Source organism: Nocardia sp. NBC_01499, from assembly GCF_045040275.1.
Classification (GTDB): Bacteria; Actinomycetota; Actinomycetes; order Mycobacteriales; family Mycobacteriaceae; genus Nocardia.
The window spans coordinates 4,568,351-4,580,314 of record NZ_CP109426.1; the positions used below are offsets into that span (position 1 = coordinate 4,568,351).

Annotated in this window: 10 protein-coding genes; 4 read left to right on the forward strand and 6 right to left on the reverse strand. The window is 67.3% G+C overall.

Translation table 11 applies throughout. The annotated features are described in order from the left end of the window. Window positions 1–234 precede the first annotated feature (234 nt). Window positions 235–1,425, forward strand: coding sequence for a lycopene cyclase family protein (locus OG203_RS20985; protein WP_405167316.1), 1,191 nt, complete (start codon window positions 235–237; stop codon window positions 1,423–1,425). On the opposite strand, the gene OG203_RS20990 is transcribed toward OG203_RS20985, so the two are convergent. Genes OG203_RS20990 through OG203_RS21000 form a run of 3 tightly spaced genes read right to left on the reverse strand, consistent with a single transcriptional unit; the run spans window position 1,395 to window position 4,056 of the window. Further along, window positions 1,395–2,255: an ABC transporter permease gene (locus tag OG203_RS20990; RefSeq protein ID WP_405167317.1), complete on the reverse strand. Its 861-nt coding sequence runs from the start codon at window positions 2,253–2,255 to the stop codon at window positions 1,395–1,397. The genes OG203_RS20985 and OG203_RS20990 overlap by 31 nt on opposite strands. Further along, a complete protein-coding gene (locus OG203_RS20995) occupies window positions 2,252–3,076 on the reverse strand; it encodes an ABC transporter permease (protein ID WP_405167318.1) in 825 nt (274 codons plus the stop codon). Before OG203_RS20995 ends, OG203_RS20990 begins: the two co-directional genes overlap by 4 nt. Next, window positions 3,073–4,056 carry an ATP-binding cassette domain-containing protein gene (locus tag OG203_RS21000; protein ID WP_405167319.1) on the reverse strand — a complete coding sequence of 328 codons (984 nt, stop codon included), beginning with the start codon at window positions 4,054–4,056 and terminating at the stop codon, window positions 3,073–3,075. Before OG203_RS21000 ends, OG203_RS20995 begins: the two co-directional genes overlap by 4 nt. Window positions 4,057–4,423: 367 nt before the next feature. On the opposite strand from OG203_RS21000, the gene OG203_RS21005 reads away from it, so the two are divergent. After that, window positions 4,424–5,950 (forward strand): aldehyde dehydrogenase family protein, encoded by a 1,527-nt coding sequence (locus tag OG203_RS21005; protein ID WP_405167320.1) that lies wholly within the window; start codon window positions 4,424–4,426, stop codon window positions 5,948–5,950. Between the two features lie 31 nt (window positions 5,951–5,981). On the opposite strand, the gene OG203_RS21010 is transcribed toward OG203_RS21005, so the two are convergent. Next, window positions 5,982–7,229: a TetR/AcrR family transcriptional regulator gene (locus OG203_RS21010; RefSeq protein WP_405167321.1), complete on the reverse strand. Its 1,248-nt coding sequence runs from the start codon at window positions 7,227–7,229 to the stop codon at window positions 5,982–5,984. A gap of 130 nt (window positions 7,230–7,359) precedes the next feature. On the opposite strand from OG203_RS21010, the gene OG203_RS21015 reads away from it, so the two are divergent. Together OG203_RS21015 and OG203_RS21020 are read left to right on the forward strand one after the other, a co-directional pair. Further along, window positions 7,360–8,181, forward strand: coding sequence for an enoyl-CoA hydratase-related protein (locus OG203_RS21015; protein WP_405167322.1), 822 nt, complete (start codon window positions 7,360–7,362; stop codon window positions 8,179–8,181). A 171-nt stretch (window positions 8,182–8,352) separates the two neighbouring features. Then, window positions 8,353–9,378, forward strand: coding sequence for an SDR family oxidoreductase (locus OG203_RS21020; protein WP_405167323.1), 1,026 nt, complete (start codon window positions 8,353–8,355; stop codon window positions 9,376–9,378). Window positions 9,379–9,492: 114 nt separating this feature from the next. Here the strand turns inward: OG203_RS21020 and OG203_RS21025 are convergent, their stop codons facing one another. After that, the gene (locus tag OG203_RS21025) at window positions 9,493–10,728 is read right to left on the reverse strand and encodes an Nramp family divalent metal transporter (RefSeq protein ID WP_405167934.1); all 1,236 of its coding nucleotides are present in this window, start codon (window positions 10,726–10,728) and stop codon (window positions 9,493–9,495) included. A gap of 126 nt (window positions 10,729–10,854) precedes the next feature. Continuing rightward, window positions 10,855–11,847: an alpha/beta hydrolase gene (locus OG203_RS21030; RefSeq protein ID WP_405167935.1), complete on the reverse strand. Its 993-nt coding sequence runs from the start codon at window positions 11,845–11,847 to the stop codon at window positions 10,855–10,857. Window positions 11,848–11,964 lie beyond the last annotated feature (117 nt).

Sequence of the window (11,964 nt, forward strand, 5' to 3'; positions counted from 1 at the left end):
ATTCCCCTTCTCCTGAACACGGAAACCACCCGCGTCCGGCGCCAAGCCTACGGGGAGAAACAACACTTTTTCATCACTGAAGTTGCGGGGCCACCATTTCTGGGGGCATGAATTCGGCGCAATTATCGGGGCGCTTGTCTGCACGGTGATTGCCTTGCCGCGAGACCCGAATTCCGGGGGCCCGATGTGCCTGGATAGTTGCGTCGGCCCGGCCGCAGCGGATTGAATGCCCTCATGGGTGTCAGCGCGGGCCGGGATGTCGACGTATGCGTGGTCGGACTCGGTCCGACCGGTCGGGCGCTCGCGCATCGCGCGATGCGGGCCGGGCTCAGCGTCACCGCCATCGATCCGCGCCCCGATCGGCTGTGGCCGCCCACCTACTCCTGCTGGATCGACGAACTGCCCAACTGGCTGCCGTCCAGTGCGATCGCCAGCACGATTCCGCGGCCGACCGTCTGGGCGAAGTCCGAACACCGCATCGATCGACCCTACTGCGTGCTGTCGAAAACCGGTTTGCGCGAGGCGCTCCCGCTCGACGACGCCACCGTGCGCACCGGCCGCGCCACCCGGGTCGACGCGCACACGGTGGAACTGGCCGACGGCACGACGATCACCGCGGCAACGGTTTTCGACACTCGCGGCCTGCCGACCCTCGGGCGGCGCAGGGCGGCCAGCGCGCACGGCATCTTCGTCGACGCCGAGACGGCCGCGCCCATGGTCGAGGAGGGCGAAGGGCTGCTGCTGGATTGGCGGCCGGAGAACGGCGCTGGTCCCGACGAGCCGCCGTCGTTCCTCTACTCCGTTCCCCTCGGCGACGGGACGGTGATCTTCGAGGAGACCAGCCTCGGCCTCCGTGGCGGCATGCCGCAGCACGAGCTGCGCAGGCGCACCCTGAATCGCCTTGCCGCGCACGGCATCCGGCTCAGCGGCCAGGAGCCGACCGAGGCCGCGCACTATCCACTCGATCAGCCGCCGCCGAAAAAGGGTGTCGCCAAGGCTGTTCCGTTCGGTTCACGCGGCGGCATGATGCACCCGTGCACCGGCTACAGCGTCGGCGACTCCCTCGCGCTGGTGGACACCGCGATCACCGCCTTGCAGCAGGGACGCGACCCCGTCGCCGAACTGTGGCCGCGCCGAGCCAGATTGGTCTACTGGATGCGAATGCGCGGGCTATGGGGCATGGGCCGGTTGACCACCGACCAGTCGATCGCCATGTTCGACGCGTTCTTCAGCGCCTCCCCGCGCGGACAGCGCGCACTGCTGTCCGCGCACGACGACTACACCGCCCTCGGCGCGGTCCTGTTCAACACCGTCGCGCACACCTGGCCGTTCCGCTGGCGCTACGACCTGGTCGGCTGGACCCACCGCAATCGCTGGCTCGACTACGACTTCGATCAGGCGCCGGTCTCCGCGGCCCGGCGGTAACCGCGCACGGCCGGGTAGGCGAACACCACGATCACGCCGATCGTCCACAGCACGGTCTTCGTCAACGGATTCGCGACCGGCCCGCCGTAGGACAATCCGCGCATCGCGTCGATGGCACAGCTCATCGGCTGGTTCTGAATCGTCGACTGCAGCCACGTCGGATAGGCGAACGCCGGGGCGAAGCCGGTATTGAAGAACATCAGCAAGGTGTTGATGATGCCGATGATGTTCACCAGCATCACGCCCTCGGTGACGGTGGCCAGCGCGGTGACGAGCACGGCGAAGGCGACGCCGAACAGCACCGGGATGCCGATCAGCGCGATACCGGCGAGCGGGCCCTGGTTGAACCGGAAGCCGAGCAACAGCCCGACACCGACGACGAACAGCGTGGTGACCAGCACGCGCACCGCCTCGGCGAGCAGTCGTCCGGTCAGGCCCGCCGCTCGGTGAATCGGCATGGTCCAGAAGCGGCCGAGCAGGCCGGTCATCTTCTCGCCCTTGAAGCCGAGCGCGCTCACCACCGCGCCCGACATCGCCGCGACCAGCGTGAGCAACGCCATCTGGGCGTAGATGCTCGGCTGGCCGGTGTAGCTGGTGATCGACTTGCCGAGCACGATCTTGAACATCAGCAGCGTCAGTGCCGGGTACACCAGCGTCTGAATCGTCGTCGCGGGGTCGCGCGCCCAGACCAGCAGCAATCGCTTGCATTGGATCAGGCTGTGCGAGGCCAAGTTGCTGAGCGAGTTCTCGGGTTTCGCGGTTACCTCGGGCAGCGGCGTCTTCCAGGAGATCTCTTCGATCGGGGTCATGGTCGCCTCTACAGAACTCATGATCGCCTCACGCTCGCCCAGATCGCCAGCGGGATGAAGACGAGCGCGAGCCCGATCACCCAGACCAGCGGCACCCACAGCACCTGCCAGCTCACCCCACCCGAGGTCATGTCACGCAGCGCGAACGAGAACTGGGAGACCGGCTGATTACGCACGAACCCCTGAATCCACGTCGGGAAGCTGCGTTCCGGGACGAATCCGCAGGAGAGCATGCCGAAGATCAGCGTCGGCAGCGTCAGTGCCTGACTCAGCGATTCCGGACTCCTTGTCAAACTGCCGAGCGCGTCGGCGCCGAGCGCGAGCGTGGTGCCGACCGCCAAGGAGAACACGCAGAACAGGGCGGCCTGGCCGAAGCCGGCGACGAAGCGGAAGCCGATCATGTACCCGAAGATCACCGCCGCGGTGAGCGAGGTAACCGAGCGAACCAACCCGGCCGCGATCCGCGCGGACAGCGGGACCATCATGCCGATCGGCATGGTCTGCATCCGCGTACTCAGCCCGGTCAACGCCTCGAACGCGGCCAACTGCGCGTTCGACATCATGGTGAAGGCCATCGTCTGCAACACGATGATCGGCATGACGTACTGGGCGTAGTCGATGCCCTGGAACTTCATCACTAAGCGCAGCGGGAAGTAGAACCCGAGCGTGAACACCAGCGGCGTCACCACCGCGACGATCAGCTCACCCTTGGTCGCCATGGTCCGCACGATGCGGCCGGACAGCGCGCGCCACTGGGCGAACGAGGACAGCCGGGCCTCGGGCAGATCCGCGAACAGCGCGGCCGCGTCGGCGGCTCGCGCGGGGGCGGTAGCGGTGGTCACGCCGTCCCACCCGAACGCCCGGTGATCGACAGGAAGACATCGTCGAGCGAAGGCCTGCGCAGCGCGATGTCGGCGAGTTCGATGCCAGCGGTGTCGAGTCGGCGCAGCGCCTCGGTCAGCGTGGCCGCGCCCTCTGGCGCCGGAATCGAGAGCCGGTCGCCGCCGTTGATGTCGGCGAGCACCGCGGCGGGCACCAGGTCGCCGAGCGCGGCGGCGGTCGGGCGCAGCTGGGTCGGGTCGAGCGGGACCACCTCGCAGTAGCTGCCGCCGGTCTTCTCCTTGAGCTCGTCGGCGGTGCCCTGGGCGATCACCGTGCCCTTGTCGATGACGATGATGTTGTCGCTGAGCACGTCGGCCTCTTCGAGGTACTGCGTGGTGAGCAGGACCGTGATGCCCTGCGCCTTCAGCGCGTTCACCAGATCCCAGACGCCTTGGCGGCTGCGCGGATCGAGGCCGGTGGTCGGCTCGTCGAGGAACACCACCTCAGGGCGCACCACCAGACCGCACGCGATATCGACCCGGCGGCGCATGCCGCCCGAGTAGTGGCGCACCGCCCTGCGGCCCGCGCTCACCAGGTCGAATTCCTCGAGCAGGGTGTCGGCGCGCTTGCGGGCGGCGGACTTGGCCAGGCCCATCAGGCGACCGAACAGTTCCAGGTTCTCCCGGCCGGAGAGGTTCTCGTCGAGCGCGGCGTACTGCCCGGTCATCATGATCGACCTGCGCACCCCCGCCGCGTCCGTCAGCACGTCGTGCCCGGCGACCACGGCGGTGCCGGAGTCGGGGCGCAGCAGCGTGGACAGGATCTTCACCATCGTCGTCTTGCCAGCACCGTTCGGTCCGAGAATGCCGAGGACGGAGGCGCGGTCGGCAACGAAGCTGACCCCCTGCAGCGCATGCACATCGCCGAACGACTTCCGAACGTCCGTCACACGGACCGCTGGCTCACTCGCATGCAGATCTGCTTGGTTCAAGCTCGGCATCAACTCTCCACTATCGGCAATTGCGGCGGCTCGTGGCCGCCGGAGCGCGCGCGTATACGTCCCCCTAGGAGATCCGTAGCGCTTGGCGTGATGTTACCGGCATGCAGGGTTCGCACCGGGCCGCCCGCGCGGTACCCAACAGGAGCGCGAACTAAATGTGTCGTTACTCACACACGCGAATATGGGTCCGGCGCGGCGCGAATCGGCGCTGGTCGACCGTGTCAAGGGCAGCGCGGTGGCGGCGGACGAGCCTTGTCGGCCCGTCGCGGCGACCATAGTCTGCTAATTGGGGGAACACACTCACTCGTCCGCGGCGGCCGCCTCGCAAGTGGCCCGTACGCCGATTTCGATACTGCGAGAGGTGATCATGGCCGAGTCCGCGCAGCCACGAGTGGCGGCGCAGCCCGGAGGATCGGGCCGATCGAACGTGCTGACATCCTATGACCCGCGCACCGGCGAGACCGTCGGCAACTACGCCGTGATGGGCGCTGGCGAAATCAACCGCACCGTGCGCGGTGCCCGAACGGCCGAAAAATGGTGGGCCGAGCTGGGATTCAACGGTCGTAAGCGCTGGCTGCTCGACTGGAAACGCGATATCGCCCGTCGCGCAGGCGAATTGGTGGAGATCCTGTCCGAGGAGACCGGAAAACCGGAGGCGGACGCGGCAATCGAGGTGATGCTCGCGGTCGAGAACCTCGACTGGGCGGCCCGTAACGCGGCGCGCGCGCTCGGCAGGCACAAGCTCGGTTCAACCTGGCTCACCCGCAATCAGCGCGCCTCGGTCGGTTACCTGCCGCTCGGCGTGATCGGGGTGCTCGGCCCGTGGAACAACCCGGTGTTCACACCGATGGGCTCGATCGCCTACGCGATGGCCGCTGGCAACACGGTGGTGTTCAAACCGCACGAGCTGACCACCGGCGTCGGCGTCTGGCTGGCCGACAGCTGGACCAGGCTCGCGCCGAATCAGCCGGTGCTGCAAGTGGTTACCGGCGACCACGCGACCGGCAACGCGCTGTGCCGGGCCAAGGTGGACAAGATCGCCTATGCCGGTTCGGATTCCGGCGCGCGCGAGGTGATCGCGCTGTGTACGCAGACGATGACGCCGGTGGTGGTCGAGCGCAGCGGCAAGGGCAGCATGGTCGTGCACGTCGACGCGAAGCTCGACGACGCCGCCGAGGCCGCGGTGTTCGGGGCGATGGCCAATGCCGGGCAGAACGCCACCGGGATCCAGCGGGCCTATGTCGCGGAGTCGGTGTACGACGGATTCCTGGAGCTGGTCGTCGCGCAGGCGGGCAAGCTGCGTCCCGGCGCCGACAAGCGCGCGTCGTACGGCCCGATGATCTTGGAATCACAGGTCGAGGTGGTGCGCAGGCAGATTCGCGACGCGCTTGCCCGCGGCGGCCGCGCCGTGGTCGGCGGACTTGATTCGATTCGCGAGCCGTATATCGAACCCGTCGTGCTCGCCGAGGTGCCCGAAGAGAGCCTGGCGATCACCGGCGAGGGCATCGGGCCGGTGCTGGTGGTGAACAAGGTGACCAGCATGGAGGAGGCCGCGCAGCGCATCAACGCCGTCGGCAACGATGTCGCGGTGTCGGTGTTCACCAGGGACGTGCACGAGATCGAGACCTTCGCCGAGCACCTGCGCGTCGGCGTGGTCACCATCAATTCCTCGACCGCCTACGCGGGCATACCCGCGCTGCCCTTCGGCGGTGTCGGCGAATACGGTCAGGGCCACAGCCACGGCGATCAGGGACTGCGGGAGTTCAGCCACACCCTGGCCATCGCCCGCAAGCGCTACAAGGCGCCGGTCAACCTGTCAACGTTCGACCGTCACCCGCGCCATTTACGCTTGGCCAAGACCATCTTTCGCATCCGGCACGGCCGCCGCACCTGAATTGCCGCACGCCCCTTGGCTTTCGGTGCGGTTAGGCCTTCGGACCGAGCAGGACGGCTCGCATGAGTGCGGTTACCCGGGCCAATTGTGGTGGGCGGGAGTCGAATCGGAGGAGGCGGCCGACGTCGATCACCTGGCCGATGGCGGCGTGCACGCGGAAGCGAGCCTCGACGGGGTCGCCGTCCAACAGGTTCGCCCATTCAAGGACGTTCTGGCGTTGGATGGCGCGCAGTTTATGTTGTTCGGCCGGTGGCAGATTGCTGAATTCGGCGTAGTAGACCGGCATGATCTCCGGCATCGCGAAGGTGAGGCGGGCCTGACGCTCGGCGATCCCGCGCACGGCGTCCTCGCGGCTGGTCGCCTCGGCCAGCGCCTCGGTGATCGCGAGCGCGACCCGGTCGCCCGTCCGGTAGAACGCGGCGGCGAGCAGGTCGGACTTGCTCGCGAAGTAGCGGTACACGCTGGAGGCGTTGATGCCGACGGCCGCGCCGATCTCCTCGATGCTCGCCTCGTGATAGCCCTGCCTGCCGAAGATCCGGATCGCCTCGGTGAGTAGCTGTTCGCGCTTCGACGACACCGGCAGGCCACGCGTGACGGGCCCAGGATCCGGTTCCGGCGGCGCGGGCGGCAGCTCGGCGCGCAGGATCGCCCACGACATGTCGCGCAACAGTGGCAGCAGCCTCGCACCGGACAGCGCGCTGCGGTGCGCGGAGATGCTGGCGATCGCGCTGAGCACGGCGGCGGCCAGCATCGCGACATCGGCGGGCGGCGCGTCGGGCCGCAGCAGCGCGATCGGTTCGGCGAGGGTGCCGTTCAGGTCGTCGTAGATCTTCCTGATCCGGACGCGATCTTCGCGTTCCAGGTAGCGCCGCTCCCAGCGGTACAGCCCGGCCTCGCGGCGGATCTCGATGGTGTATTCGCTGAGCGCCCTGATCAGCGCGTCCAGCCGCGCGGCCGGTTCGAGCTGCGCGTTGTCCGCGGCACGGGCAATGGTCAGCAGGTGCCGCGCGCCCTCTTCGGCGGCCGCGACGAGCAACGCGTACTTGTTCGTGAAATGCCGATACAGCGCGGGCCCGGAAATCCCGACCTCGGCGGCGATCTCGTCCACGCCGACCGGGTAGTACCCGCGATCGCTGAACGCGCGCGCGGCCGCCCGGATGATCTGCACCTTGCGATCCTTGGGCCGACGGCGCACCGGCGCACCCGCCGCCCGGCCCGCCGCGGCATCGGCGTCCGGCCGCGCGGAAGCGAGGCCGACCTCGCTGCGATCCGCGACCATGCACCTCTCCGTTCTCCGGCGGCGCCGCTGGTTGACAGCGCCCGACAATGGAACCTAAGTTAACCACAATTCGCAAAGTTAACCAGTATTCATGGCAGGGTAGCCGCTGAGTTCCAGCGTAGGAGCAGACATGAGCAATAACGATTCCGCGGCAGTAGCCGCGTCCTCCACGCCAACGGCGGGCTTTTCGGCGGTGCACGACGGCAAGGTGCTGCGGGTGACGATCACCAAGCCGAAACGCAAGAACGCCGTCGACTACGACACCATGGTCGCCCTCGGCGACACCTTCGTCGCGGCCGCCGAGGACCGCTCGGTGCGGGTGATCGTGCTGACCGGCGAGGGCGGCGATTTCTGCACCGGCGCCGACCTGTCGGCCAGCGCGGGCGAGGCCAAGCGCGGCATCACCTCCGACATGGTGATGGATGTCGCGAACCGCCTGGTGAAGTCGATCGTCGACGCCCCGGTACCGGTGATCGTCCGCCTCAAAGGCGCCGCGGCCGGCGTTGGTGTCGGCATCGCGCTGGCCGCCGACCTCGTCTACGCCAGCGAGGATGCCTACCTTCTCTTGGCCTTCATCAACATCGGCCTGATGCCCGACGGCGGCGCGGCCGCCATGGTCGCCGCTGCGGCGGGCCGTCCCCTCGCCGCGGAGATGGCCCTACTCGGCGAGCGCCTGCCCGCCCCCGCCGCAAAGCGAGCGGGCTTGTTCACCGCGGTGGTCCCCGAGGCCGAACTCGACGCGAAAGTCGAAGCCGCAGCAGCGAAGATCGCCGCGGGCCCGCGCCGCGCACTTGAACTCACTAAGAAGGCCCTCAACCAAGCGACACTGACCGCCCTCGACACGGCCCTGGAAGCCGAAAAGACCGGCCAGGGCGAACTATTGAAGTCCGCCGACTTCATCGAAGGAGCAACCGCGATGCTCACCAAACGCAAGGCGGTCTTCAAAGACTGATCACAGGTCCAACTCGGAACTGCGCTACATAACAACTGATCTCGCGAGCACATGGGTAACTCACCGGGCACGGGCTAACTCACCGACAACCTCACCGCCGGCCGCCAACGCCACTCCCAACCTGCACGTGTCTGGCCTGAAGACGCGGAGAGGCGGATAAGCTCACTTGCTATGGGCTACCTGGTTACCGGGGCAACAGGGTTCATCGGTCGGTTCCTCATCCCCGAGCTGTTGAAACGCGAGGGTGAAATCCATGTGCTGGTGCGGCCCGGCGCCGAGTCCGCCGACCGGTTCACCTGTTGTGCCCGCGAATGGGACGGCGCGGATCGGGTGCGTGCGGTGCCCGGCGATCTCGGCGCGCCCGGTCTGGGTATCGATCCGGCTTGGCTCGCCAAGCATCGCGGCGCGATCGACCATGTCTTCCATCTGGCGTCGAGCTACGACCTCGCCGAGCGCGGCGACGGCACCAGGCATGTGGTCGATGTCGCCGAGAGCTTGAAAGCCGGTCTGCTGCATCATGTCTCGACCGTCGAGGTGGCCGGTGCGACGGAGGGCCTGTTCACCGAGGACATGTTCGACGAGGGTCAGGTGCTGGCCACGCCGACGCAGCGGGCCAAGTTCGAGGCCGAGCGGATCGTCCGCGCTGCCGCGCTGCCCTGGCGCATCTATCGGCCCTCGATCGTGATCGGCCATTCCAGGACCGGCGAGATCGACCGAATCGACGGGCCCTACTACTTCTTTCGACTGCTGCGGATGGGTGCGCAGCTGCCGAGAATCCTGCCGGTGCTGGTGCCCAAGCTCGGCGAAACCAACATGGTGCCGGTCGATTTCGTGGCACGCGCGCTGGATCATCTTGCGCACCAACCAGGCTCGGACGCGACGACCTATCACCTGGTCGACCCACGCAGACAGAGCGTGGCCGAAGCGTTGAACCTGTTCGCCGACGAGGCCGGTGCGCCGCACCTGGTCGAGGTGATGCCGAAGCGCGCCCTCGACATGGTGCTGCAGGTGCCCGGCGCAAGCTGGGTCCTCCCCCGCATCGGCGTCCCCCGAGATGTACTGGAGCACAGCGAGTTCACCTGCTGGTTCGACTGCCACAACACCACAACCGCCCTAACAGGCACCGACATCAAGGTCCCCCCACTCGCCGGCTACACCCCCCTGATCTGGAAGTACTGGATCGAAAACTGGGCCTAACCCCCAACCCCCCAACCACCCGGTATCGGCAAATCCGCACCCTGACTTGGGAGCCGCACTCGGAATAGGGGCCTAAAGGCGGTGCGGCTCCCGAGTGTGGGTGCGGATTCCGCTTTATGCGCCGGTGATGGTCAGGTAGATGAGGACTACGTTGAGGATCGAGATGATGGCGGCGATCAGCCAGGCCAGGGCGGTGGTGATGCGGTGGTTGACGTCGGTGCCCATCAGGACTCGGTCGCTGGTGAAACGTACCAGGGGGATCAATGCGAACGGGATGCCGAAGGATAGGACTACCTGGGAGATGATCAGGGCTCGGGTGGGGTCGATACCGGCGGCGAGGATGACGAGGGCGGGGATCAGGGTGATCAGGCGGCGCAGTAGGAGTGGGATTCGGCGGCGTAGCAAGCCCTGCATGATCATTGCGCCCGCGTAGGCGCCGACCGAGGTCGAGGCCAGGCCGGAGGCGAGCAGGGCGATGGCGAGCAGTAGCGCCGCGATCGGGCCGAGGGCGTCGCCGACGGCGGTGTGCGCGTCCTGCAGCGTCTCGATCTCGCGGTCGCGCAACGTGGTTGCCGCCATCAGCAGCATCGCCAGGTTCACCGTGCCGGCGAGCACCATGGCCAGCACGACATCGATCTTGGTGATCTTCAGCAGCCGGACCCGCATCGGTCCGGCCTCCGGGTGCCCGTGCCGGTCCCTGGCCAGGCCGGAGTGCAGGTACACCGCGTGCGGCATGACGGTCGCGCCGATCATGGCCGCCGCGAGCAGCACGCTCTCGGCGCCCTGAAATCTCGGCAGCAGTCCGCCGAGGGTGGCGCCGATCGAGGGCGGTGCGATGAACAGGCTGGCGAGGAAGCCGATCGCGATGACGGCGAGCAGCCCGGTGATCACCCGCTCGAACGGCCGCTGCCCGCGCCGGTCCTGCACCAGCAGCAGACCCATCGACACCACGCCGGTGATCACGCCGCCGACCAGCAGCGGCAGCTGGAACAGCAGGTTGAGCGCGATCGCGCCGCCGACCACCTCGGCAAGATCGGTGGCGATCGCGACGGCCTCGGCCTGTCCCCAATAGGCAAGCCGGGTCGACCGGTTCGACCGTGCCCGCACCGCCTCCGGCAAGGACATGCCGGTCACCAATCCCAGCTTGGCCGAAAGGAATTGGACCAGCCCCGCCATCACGTTGGCCATCACGATGACCCACACGAGCAGATACCCGAACTGCGCGCCCGCGCTGATATTGGACGCGACGTTACCCGGGTCGACGTACGCGATCGCCGCCACGAAGGCGGGCCCGAGCAGCAGGCTGGCCGCGCGGGCCCGCTGGGACGCGGATCTAGCGGACTCGACCACAGTTGCACTCACAGAACAGAATTTTACGGGTTCCCGAACTTTTTCGTTAGTGCTACCCGTAAAAGCCGACCGCCTGGTCATACCCAACGGTATAACCAGGCGGTCGGTCGGTATTTAGCGGGCCGGTCAGATGCCCAAACCGTTGGCCAGCACGGGCCACGAACGCTGGAACTCGTCGCGCCAGTAGCCCCACGAGTGGGTGCCGGTGTTGCGGAAGTTGTAGGTCGCGGGGATGCCCAGCGAGTCCAGCTTCCCCTTGAGGTTGTTCGTGCAGAAGTTGGTGCCCGCCTCGATCACGCCGCCGATGATGATCTGGTTGGCCAGACCGTAGGCGCCCGGGAGCGCGTACTTGCCGTCGAGGGTGTCGTACTGGCCGGGCAGACCGTTGCCGGTCGAAATGTAGAGGTCGAGTCCGCGCAGGCCGTCGGCGTGCACGTACGGATCGTTGGCCGCCCACTCCGGCGAACCCTGCGGGCCCCACATGTTGTCGGTGTTGCCACCACCCCAGGTCTCGACGGTGAGCTTGACGAACTCCGAGCCGACCGGGTCACTGGTCTGCGCGCAGCCACTGTAGGCCGCGGCCGCCTTGTACAGGCCGGGCTTGGCGATCGGCAGCGCGAGCACGGTGGTGCCCGAGGTGGACAGACCCGCGATCGCGTTCACACCGTTGGTGCCGAGCGCGCCGTCGACCAGCGGCGGCAGCTCCTCGGTGAAGAAGGTCTTCCACTTGTTGCGCCCGAGTACCGGGTCATCCTTGATCCAGTCGGTGTAGTAGCTCCACTTGCCGCCGATCGGCTGGATCACGTTGACGTTCTTGTCCGAAAGGAACTGCAGCGCATCGGTCTTCGCCTGCCAGGAGGCGTCGTCCTGGCCGCCGCCAGCACCGTTGAGCAGGTACAGGGTCGGCCGCGGCACCGAGGCGTCGGCCGGGCGCTGGACGTCGATGATGACCTTCTGATCCATCGCCGCCGAGTACACGTACAGCCGGATGTTGCGCGCATCCTTGTACTCGGCCTTGGTGATCTTCGAGCCGTCCGCCGAGGTCGGGTTGGCGAGCAGGCTCTTGCCATCGATGATCGGATCAGCGGCCATCGCGGGGGTCGTGCCGAGACCGGTCATCACTCCCGCAAGGACCGCCGTTGCCGCGATCGCCGCCGCGGCACGTAGACCGCTGCGCCGGGTCTGTCGACGTATCAATTTCACACCTTCGCTTCGTCTCGAGATTCCATCTGCGTT

Bases quoted from the DNA above. Each gene is read 5' to 3' on its own strand.
- OG203_RS20985 (WP_405167316.1), top strand. From the start codon at position 235: ATGGGTGTCAGCGCGGGCCGGGATGTCGACGTATGCGTGGTCGGACTC.
- OG203_RS20990 (WP_405167317.1), bottom strand. From the start codon at position 2,255: ATGAGTTCTGTAGAGGCGACCATGACCCCGATCGAAGAGATCTCCTGG.
- OG203_RS21000 (WP_405167319.1), bottom strand. From the start codon at position 4,056: ATGCCGAGCTTGAACCAAGCAGATCTGCATGCGAGTGAGCCAGCGGTC.
- OG203_RS21005 (WP_405167320.1), top strand. From the start codon at position 4,424: ATGGCCGAGTCCGCGCAGCCACGAGTGGCGGCGCAGCCCGGAGGATCG.
- OG203_RS21010 (WP_405167321.1), bottom strand. From the start codon at position 7,229: ATGGTCGCGGATCGCAGCGAGGTCGGCCTCGCTTCCGCGCGGCCGGAC.
- OG203_RS21015 (WP_405167322.1), top strand. From the start codon at position 7,360: ATGAGCAATAACGATTCCGCGGCAGTAGCCGCGTCCTCCACGCCAACG.
- OG203_RS21020 (WP_405167323.1), top strand. From the start codon at position 8,353: ATGGGCTACCTGGTTACCGGGGCAACAGGGTTCATCGGTCGGTTCCTC.
- OG203_RS21030 (WP_405167935.1), bottom strand. From the start codon at position 11,847: ATGACCGGTCTCGGCACGACCCCCGCGATGGCCGCTGATCCGATCATC.